Raw genomic sequence first — 15,541 nt, 5'->3', positions numbered from 1 at the left:
AGGGACTCCTGTCAGCAGCGGACTATTCTCCGTGCGGTGCCGGTACTTGTCGAGAATTCGTATCAAGCCGCCGCGTGGCTCTGTCGGATTTCTTGCCGCCGACATACTATGCGCGCCATGCAAATATCCTCTGAACACCCACTGCTGTTACGCATTGTCGACGATCTGGCCGAACACGGCTGGTCGCAGCAGAACATATTCCTGCCCGCCGGTTTGACCCGCGAGCTGGCGGCCGAGTGCCGCAAACGTGAGGCTGAGGGTGAACTGGCGCCAGCGGCGGTGGGGCGTGGGCCGTTTTCGGAGATCCGCGAGGGGATTCGTGGCGACCACATTCAGTGGATCGATCCCGGCCAGGCCGAGGCCAGCGACCGCTATCTGAACTTGATGGAAAGCCTGCGTGAAGCGCTCAACCGTGGCCTGTTTCTCGGTCTTGAGGATTTTGAGTGCCATTTCGCCCTGTACCCGCCGGGTGCTTTTTATCGACGGCATGTCGACCGTTTTCGCGACGATGACAAGCGCATGGTGTCGGTGGTGGTCTACCTCAATGACGCCTGGCTGCCGGAGGACGGTGGCCAGTTGCGCATGTACCTCAACGATGAGCGCGTGCATGACGTGCAGCCTACGGGCGGTTGTCTGGTGGTGTTTCTCTCCGGTGAAGTGCCGCACGAAGTATTGCCGGCGAACCGCGAGCGCCTGTCGCTGACCGGCTGGTTTCGCCGCCGTGGCAACGAGCCGTTCTGAGATGGAAAAGATTCTGGTCAGCCGCTGCCTGTTGGGCCATCGCGTGCGTTACGACGGTGGTGCGAGCGGGCCGTATGATTTGCTTGAGCAGTGGATTGCCGAGGGGCGGGTGGTGCCGTTGTGCCCGGAAGTCGCCGGTGGTTTGCCGACGCCAAGGGCCGCGGCGGAGATACCGGGCGGGCAGGGTGGTGAAGTGCTGGATGGCGCCGCGGCGGTGATCACCACGGATGGCGAAGATGTCAGTGCGCAGTTTCTCGACGGTGCACGGCAGGCGCTGGCGTTGGTGCAGAAGCACGGTATTCGTGTGGCGGTGCTTAAGGCCAACAGTCCTTCTTGCGGGAATCTGCTGACGTATGACGGGACGTTCAGTGGCGTGAAGGTCTCTGGCGAAGGCGTGACGGCTGCGCTGCTCAAACGCCATGGCGTGCAGGTCTTCAGCGAGCTGGAACTGCCGCAGGCCGCGCTGGCCCTGGAGGCTTTGGACTGATCCGGAATCGTTGCCCTCACCCCAGCCCTCTCCCAAAGGGAGAGGGGGCCGACCGAGTTGTTCGGCGTCTTGCATCGACCTGAAAGACCTCACCGATTATGGAGTCGATAAAGCCCTGACCAGTCGATTTCGGATTCGGTACATCCATTTCAGGTCGGCGTATCCCTTCAGCAACCCCCATTCAGTCCCCTCTCCCTACGGGCGGTCCGACGTTTCGGGAGGGTTAGGGTGAGGGGCTTTTAAGGCTTCAACCACTTCTCGGTCAATGCCGCCAGGCGTCCGTCGGCCTTGATCCGCTGCATCGCGCTCGCAAGGCTGGCCTGAAACGCCGGATTGCCCTTCTGAAACGGAATCGCCAGCTCCACCGGCTCTGCCGCTTTCGGCTTCTCTTCCGTCAACGCCTGCACCAGCACCATCGGCCGAGGCTGCTCATCCTTCTTCGCCAGCAACTGCGCATCGGCCTTGCCGTAAGGCGCGCTGAAGTCGAAACGATCCTTGAGTTCGGGTGTCACTGCTATGTGGTTGAGCGCAACATCGTATTTGCCGCTTTCAACGCCCTGGAGCAGGTCGGCCTCATCCGTGACGATGAAGTCGGCGCGTACATCCAGCTCGTTGGCCAGCAGTTGCCCCAGCTCGACCTCGAACCCCGTGAGGGTGTCGCCGTCCTTGAAATTGAAGGGCGGTGTATTAGCCTCAAGGGCTATGCGCAGCTCGCCACGGTCGTTGACGTCATCAATCAGTTCGGCGTGAACCAAAGGGCTCAAAAGGGGTAGCAGGCAGATCAGGCCAGGCAGAAAACGCATGGTCACTCCTTTGAAATCATTATCGCGACGCTCTGAGTCAGGCTCGCTTTGCTATGGTTGTCGAGTGCCTTCGACAACGAATGGTCATGAAGTTGTCATGACCGTGCGGATTTTACGGAAAAACTGGAGAAGAAAATGAAAAGCTTTATGTCACGTGCAGCGTTGGCGGGTGTGTTGATGGGTGTTTCGGTGCTGGCCAGTGCGGCGACACCGGCACCAAAAGGCGCCGAAGTGTTCATCGTTTCTCCCGAGGACGGGGCCAAGGTTCCGCAGACCTTTACCGTCAAGTTCGGCGTCAAGGACGTCTCCCTTGCACCCGCTGGCGATGTCACCAAAAACTCCGGACACCACCATTTGCTGATCGACGTCGACAAGCTGCCAGCGGCCGGTGCTCCGATTCCGAACGACGCCAACCACATGCACTTCGGCAAGGCGCAAACCCAGGCCGAAATCAAGCTGGCCCCTGGCAAGCACACCTTGCAGCTGGAATTGGGTGACAGCGGCCACATGCCATTCGATCCACCGATCGTTTCGAAGAAAATCACCGTCAACGTCGAATAAATTTCTGGCGTGCATGAAAAAGGGAGCCCGAAGGCTCCCTTTTTTTGTCGCTCAACGCTTGATCAGAACAACACACGGCTACGGATAGTGCCGTTGATGTGCTGCAGCTTCTCTTGCGCCAGATCCGAGTACTCGGCGTCGACGTCGATCACCACGTAGCCAACCTTCTCGTTGGTCTGCAGGAACTGACCGGAGATGTTGATGCCGTTTTCGGCGAAGACCTTGTTGATCTCGCTCATCACACCCGGGATGTTCTCGTGGATGTGCAGCAGGCGGTGCTTGCCAGGGTGAGCCGGCAGGGCCACTTCCGGGAAGTTCACCGACGATACCGAAGTACCGTTGTCGCTGTACTTGACCAGTTTCTCTGCCACTTCCAGACCGATGTTGGCTTGCGCTTCAGCGGTCGAGCCACCGATGTGCGGGGTCAGGATGACGTTGTCGAGGCCACGCAGCGGGCTTTCGAACTCTTCGTCGTTGGAGCGTGGTTCCACCGGGAACACGTCGATGGCCGCGCCGATCAGGTGCTTGTCCTTGATCGCGTCCGCCAAGGCGTCCAGCTCGACCACGGTACCGCGCGCGGCGTTGATCAGGATGCCGCCCTTCTTGATGGCGCGGATTTCCTTCTCGCCGATCATCCACTGGGTCGCAGCGGTTTCCGGAACGTGCAGGGTGACGATATCGGACATGCCCAGCAGTTCGTGCAGGTTGCCGACCTGAGTGGCGTTGCCCAGCGGCAGCTTGGTCACGGTGTCGTAGAAGAACACCTGCATGCCCAGGCCTTCAGCCAGAACCGACAGCTGAGTACCGATCGAACCGTAGCCGACGATGCCCAGTTTCTTGCCACGGATCTCGAAGGAGTTGGCTGCGGATTTGATCCAGCCGCCACGGTGGCAGGAGGCGTTTTTCTCAGGGATGCCGCGCAGCAGCAGGATCGCTTCGGCCAGCACCAGCTCGGCAACGGAGCGGGTGTTGGAGTATGGCGCGTTGAACACGGCGATACCGCGTTCACGGGCAGCACTCAGGTCGACCTGGTTGGTGCCGATGCAGAAACAGCCGACCGCCACCAGCTTCTTCGCGTGATCGAAGATCTCTTCGGTCAGTTGGGTGCGCGAACGAATGCCGATGAAGTGAGCGTCAGCGATCTTTTCCTTGAGCTGGGCTTCCGGCAAGGAACCTGTCAGGTATTCGATGCTGGTGTAGCCCGCCGCCTTGAGGACGTCGACAGCCGATTGGTGGACGCCTTCGAGAAGAAGGAACTTGATCTTGCTCTTATCGAGAGAAGTCTTGCTCATCTGCGTAAACCTGTATCCCGGAGAAAAATGGCAGGGAGGGGCGCAGCCTGGAGCTGACCCAAACGGCAGGAAAGCCGTTACCGCAGATCTGGCCTTGGGCACTGTCCTGCGGGGTCGATATGCTAGCATAGCCGCCCCGCTAAACACTCATTCCTGCGACGTGAAGCGTTCTCAGGATGACCATGAATTGTTCGAGAGTTCTGTCGATGACCAATCCTGCCCTGATTGATGAACTGAAGACCCTGGTCGAGCCTGGCAAGGTCCTGACCGACGCCGACTCCCTGAACGCGTACGGCAAGGATTGGACCAAGCACTTCGCCCCGGCCCCAAGCGCCATCGTGTTCCCCAAGACCATCGAGCAGGTGCAGGCCGTTGTCCGTTGGGCCAACGAGCACAAGGTGGCGCTGGTGCCATCGGGCGGACGCACCGGGCTTTCCGCCGCCGCCGTGGCCGCGAATGGCGAAGTGGTCGTGTCGTTCGACTACATGAATCAGATTCTCGACGTGAACCTCACTGACCGCACCGCCGTCTGTCAGCCGGGCGTGGTCACCGAGCATTTGCAGAACGTCGCCGAAGAAAAGGGCCTGTATTACCCGGTCGACTTCGCTTCGGCCGGTTCCAGCCAGATTGGTGGCAATATCGGCACCAATGCCGGCGGGATCAAAGTGATTCGCTACGGCATGACCCGCAACTGGGTGGCGGGGATGAAAGTCGTTACCGGCAAGGGCGATGTGCTGGAACTGAACAAGGATCTGATCAAGAACGCCACCGGTTACGACCTGCGTCAGCTGTTTATCGGCGCTGAAGGCACCCTCGGCTTCGTCGTTGAAGCGACCATGCGCCTTGATCGTGCGCCGAAAAATCTCACCGCGATGGTCCTCGGCACCGCCGATTTCGACTCGATCATGCCGGTGCTGCACGCCTTCCAGGGCAAGCTCGACCTGACCGCGTTCGAATTCTTCTCCGACAAAGCCCTGGCCAAAGTCATGGGCCGTGGCGATGTTCCGGCGCCATTCGAAACCGATTGCCCGTTCTACGCACTGCTGGAATTCGAAGCGACCAGCGAAGAAGTGGCCAACAGCGCACTGGAAACCTTCGAGCATTGCGTCGAGCAGGGCTGGGTACTGGACGGCGTGATGAGCCAGAGCGAAACCCAGTTGCAGAACCTGTGGAAACTGCGCGAGTACATCTCCGAGACCATCTCGCACTGGACACCGTACAAGAACGACATTTCGGTCACCGTATCGAAAGTGCCGGCGTTCCTGAAAGAAATCGACGCGATCGTCGGCGAACACTATCCGGACTTCGAAATCGTCTGGTTTGGCCACATCGGTGACGGCAACCTGCACTTGAACATTCTCAAGCCGGACAACCTGAGCAAGGATGAGTTTTTCGCCAAGTGCGCGACCGTCAACAAGTGGGTGTTCGAAACCGTCGAGAAGTACAACGGTTCGATTTCCGCTGAACATGGCGTGGGCATGACCAAGCGCGATTACTTGACCTACAGCCGTTCCCCGGTCGAAATCGAGTACATGAAAGCGGTGAAAGCGGTGTTCGACCCGAACGGCATCATGAACCCGGGGAAGATTTTTGCGGTTTGATCGGCAATCTTTGATGAATCAATGAAGGCAGGAGTCGGTAAATGAGCTATCAGCACCAGTACGTCGACGGCACGCGCATTCACTTTCCGATCGGGAAAGTCGTGTGCATTGGCCGCAATTACGCCGAACACGCCAAGGAACTGGACAACCCGGTGCCTACCGAGCCGTTGCTGTTCATCAAGCCGGGCAGTTGCGTGGTCGAGCTGGAAGGCGGCTTCAGCATTCCGACCGAGCGCGGGTCGGTGCACTACGAAGCCGAAATCGCGGTGTTGATCGGCAAGCCGTTGTCGACTAAACCGAGCCGTGAAGAAGTGCTCGACGCCATTTCCGGTTTTGCCCCGGCGCTGGACCTGACCCTGCGCGACAAGCAGGCCGAGCTGAAAGCCAAAGGCTTGCCGTGGGAAATCGCCAAGTCGTTCGACGGCGCGGCGGTGATTGCTCCGTTTGTGGTTGGCAGCACCTTTGCTGACCTGACCGACATCGGCATTCGCCTGACCATCAACGGCGAAGTCCGCCAGGACGGCAACAGCAGCGCGATGCTCAATCCGATCGTGCCGATGATCCAGCACATGGCCGGCTGCTTCTCGCTGCAGGCCGGTGACGTGATCCTCACCGGCACGCCGGTGGGTGTTGGTCCGCTGAACGTGGGCGATGACATCGTCCTCGAACTGGTCGGTGCGAGCAGTTTCACCAGCAGCGTGCGCTAACCGTCACACCGTAAATCCCCCTGTGGGAGCGAGCTTGCTCGCGAAAGCATTTTTTCAGTCAACAAAAATGTCGACTGACACTCTGCCTTCGCGAGCAAGCTCGCTCCCACATTGTTTTGTGGTGTCCTGAAGATGGTTGGCAACACACGACAATCCCGCCATTTGCCGTTTTTTTCACATCCTGTACGGATAATTCCTCTCATTCTGGCGTCTGAGCCGGCCTCTTTGTGCTATTACCCATAGCCTGAAATTTCGGAACGCGTCCCTCGATGTCATCTCAAACTCAGCTCAAACCCACCCGCCGTTCACGTTTCGCCCTGCGTTGGTATGTCTGGCTCTTGCTGGTGGTTGCCGCCGCGTATGCCTTGGCATTTGCCATGCATTGGGATGATCGCGGTGTGCTTTGGCTGCAGGAGCGCTTCGAAAGCCAGGCCGAGCAGAAAGAAAGCATCTGGCTGCCGGACTATCGGGTGGTGATCGATGCCAAGCCGTTGACGGGGATGGAGAAGGACGAGGCGTCGGATCTGGCGTACAACCCGCAGACCAAAACGCTGTTTTCGGTGATGGGAAAAAACCCGTTTCTCGCTGAGCTGACTTTGCGGGGCGATGTACTGCGCAAGATGCCGCTGGTGGGCTGGAGCAATCCGGAAGGCCTGACCGTCATGGAAAACGGCCTGATGGCGATTGTCGATGAGCGCCAGCACATGCTGTCGATCGTCAAGGTCGACGCCGAGACCCGCGAATTGAACATCGCCGATTTCCCGAAATACGACCTCGGTCCGTCGAAAGACCAGAACAAAGCCTTCGAAGCCATTACCTGGGATCCCCACAATCAGCAATTGCTGCTCGGTGAGGAGCGCCCGCCGGCGCTGTTCACCTGGAAAAGCGATGGCAGTCAGATTCTCAAGGGCGACAAGCAAAAACTCGCCAGTGATGAACTGGATATTCGCAACCTCTCTGCCTTGGCGATTGACCCGCGCACCCAACACACTCTGGTGCTGTCCGCTGATTCGCACCTGCTGCTGGAACTGGACGAGAAGGGCGAGCAGGTCAGCTTCATGACCCTGCTTGGCGGCTTCAATGGCCTGAAGAACACCATCCCCCGCGCCGAAGGCGTGACCATGGACGAGGCGGGCACGCTGTACATGGTCAGCGAGCCCAACCTGTTCTATCGCTTCGAAAAACAGCAATAGCAGCCTCATCGATCCCCTGTAGGAGCTGCCAAAGGTTCGGGCCGCGTTCGGACGATCTTTTGACTGTCGGACGCAGAGCGTCCCCGGCTGCATTCCCACGCAGAGCGTGGGAACGATCAAATAACTGTCCTCCGGCAATTTCAGATAAGTCTGATTGTCCTGACAGGCAAGTGGCCATTAAGCTTCAGTTCAGACAGGCGTGATATTTCATCCGCCTGTTTTGATTCCGAGCCCGCCCGAATGCGTCGACTTGCCCGTCCCAAGCCTCTGATTATCCTCCTGTCGGTGATTGCCCTGATCGCGTTGATTGCGATCGGCCAATACATGCGCCTGTTCGAGCGCGCCTGGTTCAACCTGCACACCCTGTGGCAGCCGCTGAACAGTCAGGCCATCGGCCTGGATCAATATCGGGTAGACATCGAGGCGCGGGTGATTGACGGTCTGGAGGCCGACGTTTCGGCGCTGACCTTCGATCCGGTGCGCAAAAGCCTGTTCACCGTGACCAACAAGAATGCCGAGTTGGTCGAGTTGTCGCTGGAAGGCAAGATCCTGCGGCGCATCGCTCTGATCGGTTTCGGCGACCCCGAAGCGGTCGAGTACATCAGTGCTGACACTTACGTGATCACCGACGAGCGCCAGCAGCGGCTGATCAAGATTCACCTGCAAGACGACACCACCTTCCTCGACGCGGCGGACGCCGAACAGATGACCCTTGGCGTGCACATGGCCGGCAACAAGGGTTTCGAAGGCTTGGCGTACGACTCGGTGGGCAAGCGCCTGTTTGTCGCGAAAGAGCGCAATCCAATGCTGATCTACGAAGTGCACGGTTTCCCGCACTTCAATCCGGAGAAGTCCTACGCCGTTCATGTGATCAACGATCCCAAGCGTGACGCCGGGATGTTTGTGCGCGACCTGTCAAGTTTGCAGTACGACGAGCGCAGCGGGCATTTGCTGGCGTTGTCGGATGAGTCGCGGTTGATTCTGGAGCTGGATGTGGACGGGCGGCCGTTGAGCACGATGTCCATCAGTGGCGGGCGTCAGGGTTTGAAGAAGACCGTACCGCAGGCGGAAGGCATTGCGATGGATGATGACGGGACGTTGTATCTGGTCAGTGAGCCGAATCTGTTCTACGTCTTCAAAAAACCGGCACAGCCCTGACCAACATCACACATCAATGTAGGAGTGAGCCTGCTCGCGATAGCGGTGTGTCAGTCGCCATCAATCTCCACTGACACACCGCTATCGCGAGCAGGCTCACTCCTACAGGGGTATTTCATCCGCCCACACAATGTGGGTGACCGGGCTTACTCGGCCTTGAGAGTTTTTACGCCTTCGCTGGTGCCCAGCAGTAACAGGTCCGCCGGACGCGCCGCGAACAGGCCGTTGGTGACCACGCCGACGATCGCATTGATCTGCGCTTCCAGCTCCACCGGGTTGGTGATCTGCAGGTTGAACACGTCGAGGATGATGTTGCCGTTGTCGGTCAAAACGCCTTCGCGGTACACCGGGTCGCCGCCCAGTTTCACCAATTGGCGCGCGACGTGGCTGCGGGCCATCGGGATCACTTCGACTGGCAGCGGGAATTCGCCCAGGACCGGCACGAGTTTGCTGGCGTCGGCGATGCAGATGAAGGTCTTGGCCACGGCGGCAACGATCTTCTCGCGGGTCAGGGCGGCGCCGCCACCTTTGATCAGATTCAGGTGCGCGTCGCTTTCATCGGCGCCATCCACATAGAACTCCAGGTCGCTGACGGTGTTCAGCTCATACACCGGAATCCCGTGGCCTTTCAGGCGCGCGGCAGTGGCTTCGGAACTGGCAACCGCGCCATCGAACGCGCCCTTGTGTTGGGCCAGTGCGTCGATGAAGCAGTTGGCGGTGGAGCCGGTGCCGACCCCGACGATGCTCTTGTCGTCGAGTTTCGGAAGGATGAAGTCGACCGCGGCCTGAGCCACTGCCTGTTTGAGTTGATCCTGGGTCATGCGGGCTCCGAGGTGCCGAAGAGGGGGAACGAAAGGCCGGCATTATAGGCCGCGGGGCGGTGCAGGTCATTGACCTATTGGCAGGTCAAGAGATCGCAGCCTGCGGCAGCTCGTACAGGAACCGCATGCACCCTGCAGGAGCTGCCGCAGGCTGCGATCTTTTAAGGTACGGCTAAAACCACCTGTTTAGTGTGGTCGCCCGGGCAAAAGCCGGGTTAGACTCCTTGGCCCTGCCCAACCCGCTCAGTGATGCTTTCCGATGCTCGAACAGTACGTCAAAAAGATCCTCACCTCGCGCGTTTATGACGTTGCCGTAGAAACCCCGCTGCAGAACGCTCGCCAGCTCTCCGAGCGGCTGGGCAATGACATTTGGCTCAAGCGCGAAGACTTGCAGCCAGTGTTCTCGTTCAAGATTCGCGGCGCCTACAACAAGCTGACGCAACTGAGCGATGAAGAGCGCGCCCGTGGCGTGGTCACCGCCTCGGCGGGCAACCATGCGCAGGGCCTGGCCCTGGCGGCGAAAGTGCTGGGCGTCAAAGCCACCATCGTCATGCCCAAGACCACGCCGGAAATCAAAGTCGAAGGCGTACGCTCGCGCGGCGGCAAAGTGGTGCTGCACGGCGATTCGTTTCCGGAGGCTTTGGCCTACTCGCTGAAACTGGTCGACGAAAAAGGCTACGTCTACATCCACCCGTACGACGATCCGCACACCATCGCCGGGCAGGGCACCGTGGCGATGGAAATTCTGCGCCAGCACCCGCAGCCGCTGGACGCGATTTTCGTCCCGGTCGGTGGCGGCGGTCTGATCGCCGGCATCGCTGCGTACGTGAAATACCTGCGCCCGGACATCAAAGTCATCGGCGTCGAGCCGGACGACTCCAACTGTCTGCAAGCGGCGATGGCCGCCGGTGAGCGCGTGGTGCTGCCGACCGTGGGCATCTTTGCTGACGGCGTGGCGGTGGCGCAGATTGGCCAACACACTTTCGACATCTGCAAGGATTACGTCGATGAAGTGATCACCGTCAGCACCGACGAAATCTGCGCGGCGATCAAGGATATCTACGACGATACCCGCTCGATCACCGAACCTGCCGGCGCGTTGGGCGTGGCCGGAATCAAGAAGTACGTCGAGCTGCGTGGTGTCAGCGGCCAGACCTTCGTCGCCATCGACTCCGGCGCCAACGTCAATTTTGACCGCCTGCGCCACGTCGCCGAGCGCGCCGAACTCGGCGAAGGCCGCGAAGCGATCATCGCCGTGACCATTCCCGAGAAGGCCGGCAGCTTCAAAAACTTCTGCGAAGCCATCGGCAAGCGCCAGATCACCGAGTTCAACTACCGCTACAACACCGGCAGCGAAGCGCACATCTTCGTTGGCGTGCAGACCCATCCGGAAAACGACCCGCGTAGCGCACTGCTGGCGAGCCTGACCGAGCAGGGTTTCCCGGTCACCGATTTGACCGACAACGAACTGGCCAAGCTGCACATCCGCCACATGGTCGGCGGGCACGCGGCGCACGTGATTGATGAAGTGGTGTTCCGCTTCGAATTCCCGGAGCGTCCGGGGGCGCTGTTCAACTTCCTTAATAAGCTGGGCGGGCGCTGGAACATCTCGATGTTCCACTACCGCAACCACGGCGCCGCCGATGGCCGCGTGGTCGCGGGCCTGCAAGTACCGCACGACGAGCGTCATCTGGTGCCGGCAGCGCTTGAAGAAATCGGCTATCCGTACTGGGATGAAAGCGAGAACCCGGCTTATCAGCTGTTTCTTGGCTGAGCGGCTACGCTGATGGGCAAGGCATAAGGAATTTTGACAATGGAAACGTTAACGGCCCTGAAAATGGCGCACGTGGTCGCCACCGTGGTCTTGCTGGCCAGTGCGCTGGGTCTGGGGATCTGGGTTTTCCTGGCCCGGCGCAAAGGTGATGCGACGGCGGGCAGCCGTACGTTGCAGCGGCCACGGCTATTTGTCTGGCTGCTGATGGGGCTGGCGCTGCTGAGCATGCCGTTTACCGGCTGGTGGATGGTCCATCTGGTCGGCTGGCCGCTGGGGCAGACCTGGATTCTGGCGTCGAGCGTGCTGTACACCGTGGCGGCGCTGGCGTGGTTCTGGTTGCTGGTGCGCTTGAATCGGTTGCGCAAGGCGCCGGGCGGGGTGGGGCGTTTCAGTTTTGCCTTGGCGTTGTTCAGCTTCGTGTGTTTTGTGGCGATTGCCGGGTTGATGGGGGCCAAACCGGTGTGAAGTGAAAAGATCGCAGCCTGCGGCAGCTCCTACAGGGGATTTTTGTCGATCACAAAAATGTGGTCTGACACCGAACCTGTAGGAGCTGCCGAAGGCTGCGATCTTTTGATCTTCAGCCGCGCAGCGAGATAACCGGCCAACCACGCTTCTCGGCCTCGGCCCGCAGATTCGGATCCGGATCGACCGCCACCGGATTCGCCACCTGCTCCAGCAGCGGCAAATCATTCATCGAATCGCTATAGAAATAGCTGTCGTCCAGCGAATACCCGGTCTCTTCCAGCCAACGGTTCAGGCGCGTCACCTTGCCTTCGCGGAAGCACGGAATGTCGGTGCTGCGCCCGGTGTAGCGGCCGTCGATCATTTCGCATTCGGTGGCGATCAGGGTGTCGACGCCCAGGCGCACGGCAATCGGTGCAGTGACGAAGCGATTGGTCGCGGTGATGATCACCAGTTTGTCGCCGGCATCACGGTGTTGTTTCAGCAGCTCCAGCGCCTTCGGTAGCACGATCGGTTCGATGCAGTCGCGCATGTAATCGTTGTGCCATTGCTCGAGCACGGCCATTTCGGTGCGGCCGAGGATCTCCAGGCAGAAGTTCAGGTACGCGGCGTTATCCAGTTTGCCGGCCAGGTAATCCTGATAGAACTCGTCGTTGCGCGCTTTGTACGCAATCGGGTCGAGGAAGCCGCGTTCACACAGATAGTCGCCCCAGGCGTGATCGCTGTCGCCGCCCAGAAGGGTGTTGTCCAAATCGAAGAGTGCCAGGCGCATTGCAGTTACCCGCTGATAAGTCTGTAAAAAGGCGACAAGAATACGGTCTTTTCACAAGAGTGCACATAAGGTAGGAAGCTTCGTTGCCGCCTTATCAACCTTTGTGGAACAATGCGGCGACATGCGTTTGCGAGGTTGTTGCCGTGATCGACCCCGATGGTTTCCGCCCCAATGTCGGGATCATTCTGACGAATGACGCCGGCCAGGTGCTATGGGCTCGCCGTATCAATCAAGATGCCTGGCAGTTTCCGCAAGGGGGAATCAACCCTGAGGAGACGCCGGAAGACGCCTTGTACCGCGAGCTGAACGAAGAAGTTGGCCTGGAACGTGAAGATGTTGAAATACTGGCCTGTACTCGGGGCTGGTTGCGCTATCGTTTGCCGCAACGCCTGGTGCGCACGCACAGCCAACCGCTGTGCATCGGCCAGAAACAGAAATGGTTTCTCCTGCGCCTGATCTCCAACGAGCAGCGGGTGCGGATGGATTTGACCGGTAAACCGGAGTTCGATGGCTGGCGCTGGGTCAGCTATTGGTATCCGTTGGGCCAGGTGGTGACATTCAAGCGCGAGGTGTATCGCCGCGCCCTCAAAGAGCTTGCCCCGCGCCTTTTAGCGCGCGACTGACGACGGAGTTCGACCCCGAGCCATGCTCAATACGCTGCGCAAGATCGTCCAGGAAGTTAACTCCGCCAAGGATCTCAAGGCGGCGTTGGGGATTATTGTGTTGCGCGTCAAAGAGGCCATGGGCAGCCAGGTCTGCTCGGTCTACCTGCTTGATCCCGAGACCAACCGCTTCGTCCTGATGGCCACCGAGGGCTTGAACAAGCGCTCGATCGGCAAGGTCAGCATGGCACCCAACGAAGGTCTGGTCGGTCTGGTCGGCACGCGTGAAGAACCCCTGAACCTCGAAAACGCTGCGGATCACCCGCGCTACCGCTACTTTGCCGAAACCGGTGAAGAGCGTTACGCCTCGTTCCTCGGTGCACCGATCATTCACCACCGCCGCGTCGTCGGCGTGTTGGTTATCCAGCAAAAAGAACGCCGTCAGTTCGACGAAGGTGAAGAAGCCTTCCTCGTGACCATGAGCGCGCAGCTCGCCGGCGTCATCGCCCACGCCGAGGCCACCGGTTCGATCCGTGGTCTGGGCCGTCAGGGCAAAGGGATTCAGGAAGCCAAGTTCGTCGGCGTGCCGGGTTCGCCGGGTGCGGCGGTCGGTACTGCGGTGGTCATGCTGCCGCCGGCCGATCTCGACGTGGTGCCGGACAAAAACATCACTGACATCGACGCTGAGCTGGCGCTGTTCAAGACCGCCATCGAAGGCGTACGCGCCGACATGCGCGCGTTGTCCGCCAAGCTTGCGACCCAGTTGCGCCCGGAAGAGCGCGCGCTGTTCGACGTCTACCTGATGATGCTCGACGATGCCTCGCTGGGCAGCGAAATCACCACCGTGATCAAGACCGGCCAGTGGGCCCAGGGCGCGCTGCGTCAGGTGGTCACCGAACACGTCAACCGTTTCGAGCTGATGGACGACGCTTACCTGCGTGAGCGTGCCTCGGACGTCAAGGACCTCGGCCGCCGCCTGCTCGCCTATTTGCAGGAAGAGCGTCAGCAGAACCTGGTCTATCCGGAAAAAACCATTCTGGTCAGCGAAGAACTGACGCCGGCGATGCTCGGCGAGGTGCCGGAAGGCACGCTGGTCGGTCTGGTCTCGGTACTCGGTTCGGGCAACTCCCACGTAGCGATTCTTGCCCGGGCCATGGGCATTCCGACGGTGATGGGTCTGGTCGACCTGCCATACGCCAAGGTCGACGGCATCGAAATGATCGTCGATGGCACACGCGGCGAGGTCTACACCAACCCGAGCGAAGTGCTGCGCAAGCAGTTCGCCGAAGTCGTCGAAGAAGAGAAACAACTGGCGCTGGGCCTCGACACCCTGCGCGACCTGCCGTGCGTGACCCTCGATGGCCACCGCATGCCGCTGTGGGTCAACACCGGTTTGCTGGCGGACGTGGCGCGGGCGCAAAAGCGTGGCGCCGAAGGTGTCGGCCTGTACCGCACCGAAGTGCCGTTCATGATCAACCAGCGCTTCCCGAGCGAGAAGGAACAACTGGCGATCTACCGCGAGCAGCTCGCCGCGTTCCACCCGCAACCGGTGACCATGCGCAGCCTCGACATCGGTGGTGACAAGTCGCTGTCGTACTTCCCGATCAAGGAAGACAACCCGTTCCTTGGCTGGCGCGGCATCCGCGTCACCCTCGACCACCCGGAAATCTTCCTGGTGCAGACCCGCGCGATGCTCAAGGCCAGCGAAGGCCTGAACAACCTGCGGATTCTGCTGCCGATGATCTCCGGCACCCACGAACTCGAAGAAGCCCTGCACCTGATCCACCGGGCCTGGGGCGAAGTGCGCGACGAAGGCACCGACGTGCCGATGCCGCCGATCGGCGTGATGATCGAGATTCCGGCAGCGGTGTACCAGACCAAGGAACTGGCGCGGATGGTCGACTTCCTGTCCGTCGGTTCCAACGACTTGACCCAGTATTTGCTGGCGGTCGACCGTAACAACCCGCGTGTAGCCGATCTTTACGACTACCTGCACCCGGCGGTGCTGCAAGCCCTGCAAACCGTGGTGCGCGACGCCCATGCCGAAGGCAAACCGGTGAGTATCTGCGGCGAGATGGCCGGTGATCCGGCGGCGGCGGTGCTGTTGATGGCGATGGGTTTCGACAGCCTGTCGATGAACGCCACCAACTTGCCGAAGGTGAAGTGGATGCTGCGTCAGGTCAATCTGAGCAAGGCCAAGGAATTGCTGGCGGAGCTGATGACCATCGATAACCCGCAAGTGATCCACAGCTCGCTGCAATTGGCGTTGAAGAACCTCGGGTTGTCGAAGATGAATCCGCCGGCGGTCGTCAAGGCCCTCTGAAGATCAAAAGCCCCTCATCGGAACGCCGCCCGCCTACCCCTCTCCCAAAGGGAGAAGGGACTGATTGGGGGATGCTGTAGAGGTACGCCGACCTGAAAGTGTTGTGTTGAATCCATAATCGAATCACACCGACGAGGTGCTGCTGAATCCATAATCGACTCGGTCTTTCAGGTCGATGTATGGCTCAAGACACCACGGTCGGCCCCCTCTCCCTTTGGGAGAGGGCTGGGGTGAGGGTCGGCTT

General features: G+C 59.9%; 15 protein-coding genes. 11 read left to right on the top strand and 4 right to left on the bottom strand.

Features of this window, described 5'->3' with window-relative positions; translation table 11 throughout:
* Window positions 1-108 precede the first annotated feature (108 nt).
* Together P3G59_RS27845 and P3G59_RS27840 are read left to right on the top strand one after the other, a co-directional pair.
* On the top strand, window positions 109-741 hold the full coding sequence (locus P3G59_RS27845; protein ID WP_007913869.1) for a 2OG-Fe(II) oxygenase: 633 nt from the start codon (window positions 109-111) through the stop codon (window positions 739-741).
* Between the two features lies 1 nt (window position 742).
* A complete protein-coding gene (locus P3G59_RS27840) occupies window positions 743-1,228 on the top strand; it encodes a DUF523 domain-containing protein (protein WP_277759746.1) in 486 nt (161 codons plus the stop codon).
* Window positions 1,229-1,467: 239 nt separating this feature from the next.
* Here the strand turns inward: P3G59_RS27840 and P3G59_RS27835 are convergent, their stop codons facing one another.
* Window positions 1,468-2,031, bottom strand: a complete 564-nt coding sequence (locus tag P3G59_RS27835; RefSeq protein ID WP_277759745.1) for a transporter substrate-binding domain-containing protein — start codon at window positions 2,029-2,031, stop codon at window positions 1,468-1,470.
* A gap of 135 nt (window positions 2,032-2,166) precedes the next feature.
* Here P3G59_RS27835 and P3G59_RS27830 point away from each other — a divergent pair, with 135 nt between their 5' ends.
* Window positions 2,167-2,592, top strand: coding sequence for a DUF4399 domain-containing protein (locus tag P3G59_RS27830; RefSeq protein ID WP_277759744.1), 426 nt, complete (start codon window positions 2,167-2,169; stop codon window positions 2,590-2,592).
* A gap of 62 nt (window positions 2,593-2,654) precedes the next feature.
* Here the strand turns inward: P3G59_RS27830 and serA are convergent, their stop codons facing one another.
* Window positions 2,655-3,884, bottom strand: a complete 1,230-nt coding sequence (serA, locus tag P3G59_RS27825) for a phosphoglycerate dehydrogenase (RefSeq protein WP_064116317.1) — start codon at window positions 3,882-3,884, stop codon at window positions 2,655-2,657.
* Between the two features lie 206 nt (window positions 3,885-4,090).
* Here serA and P3G59_RS27820 point away from each other — a divergent pair, with 206 nt between their 5' ends.
* From P3G59_RS27820 to P3G59_RS27805, 4 genes are all read left to right on the top strand, one after another.
* Complete coding sequence (locus P3G59_RS27820; RefSeq protein ID WP_277759743.1) at window positions 4,091-5,485, top strand: FAD-binding oxidoreductase; 1,395 nt, start codon at window positions 4,091-4,093, stop codon at window positions 5,483-5,485.
* A gap of 41 nt (window positions 5,486-5,526) precedes the next feature.
* The gene (locus P3G59_RS27815) at window positions 5,527-6,192 is read left to right on the top strand and encodes a fumarylacetoacetate hydrolase family protein (RefSeq protein ID WP_201236395.1); all 666 of its coding nucleotides are present in this window, start codon (window positions 5,527-5,529) and stop codon (window positions 6,190-6,192) included.
* Between the two features lie 269 nt (window positions 6,193-6,461).
* A complete protein-coding gene (locus P3G59_RS27810) occupies window positions 6,462-7,385 on the top strand; it encodes an SdiA-regulated domain-containing protein (protein WP_277759742.1) in 924 nt (307 codons plus the stop codon).
* A 240-nt stretch (window positions 7,386-7,625) separates the two neighbouring features.
* Window positions 7,626-8,543, top strand: coding sequence for an SdiA-regulated domain-containing protein (locus P3G59_RS27805; RefSeq protein WP_277759741.1), 918 nt, complete (start codon window positions 7,626-7,628; stop codon window positions 8,541-8,543).
* A gap of 146 nt (window positions 8,544-8,689) precedes the next feature.
* Here P3G59_RS27805 and rpiA read toward each other — a convergent pair whose 3' ends face one another.
* Window positions 8,690-9,364 carry a ribose-5-phosphate isomerase RpiA gene (gene rpiA / locus P3G59_RS27800; RefSeq protein ID WP_007913886.1) on the bottom strand — a complete coding sequence of 225 codons (675 nt, stop codon included), beginning with the start codon at window positions 9,362-9,364 and terminating at the stop codon, window positions 8,690-8,692.
* A 259-nt stretch (window positions 9,365-9,623) separates the two neighbouring features.
* Here rpiA and ilvA point away from each other — a divergent pair, with 259 nt between their 5' ends.
* Together ilvA and P3G59_RS27790 are read left to right on the top strand one after the other, a co-directional pair.
* A complete protein-coding gene (gene ilvA, locus P3G59_RS27795) occupies window positions 9,624-11,138 on the top strand; it encodes a threonine ammonia-lyase, biosynthetic (RefSeq protein WP_277759740.1) in 1,515 nt (504 codons plus the stop codon).
* Between the two features lie 39 nt (window positions 11,139-11,177).
* Window positions 11,178-11,603 (top strand): DUF2269 domain-containing protein, encoded by a 426-nt coding sequence (locus P3G59_RS27790; RefSeq protein WP_277759739.1) that lies wholly within the window; start codon window positions 11,178-11,180, stop codon window positions 11,601-11,603.
* Between the two features lie 112 nt (window positions 11,604-11,715).
* On the opposite strand, the gene P3G59_RS27785 is transcribed toward P3G59_RS27790, so the two are convergent.
* The gene (locus P3G59_RS27785; protein ID WP_277759738.1) at window positions 11,716-12,372 is read right to left on the bottom strand and encodes an HAD family hydrolase; all 657 of its coding nucleotides are present in this window, start codon (window positions 12,370-12,372) and stop codon (window positions 11,716-11,718) included.
* 143 nt (window positions 12,373-12,515) lie between these two features.
* Between P3G59_RS27785 and P3G59_RS27780 the strand changes: the two genes are divergently transcribed.
* Complete coding sequence (locus P3G59_RS27780; RefSeq protein WP_003229203.1) at window positions 12,516-12,995, top strand: RNA pyrophosphohydrolase; 480 nt, start codon at window positions 12,516-12,518, stop codon at window positions 12,993-12,995.
* 22 nt (window positions 12,996-13,017) lie between these two features.
* Entirely contained in the window at window positions 13,018-15,297 is a 2,280-nt protein-coding gene (gene ptsP, locus P3G59_RS27775; RefSeq protein WP_277759737.1) for a phosphoenolpyruvate--protein phosphotransferase, read from the top strand.
* Window positions 15,298-15,541: the final 244 nt, after the last annotated feature.

The organism is Pseudomonas sp. A34-9 (assembly GCF_029543085.1).
Lineage (GTDB): Bacteria > Pseudomonadota > Gammaproteobacteria > Pseudomonadales > Pseudomonadaceae > Aquipseudomonas.
The sequence above is the reverse complement of the archived record's forward strand: the minus strand, read 5'-3'. Positions and strand labels throughout refer to the sequence as shown.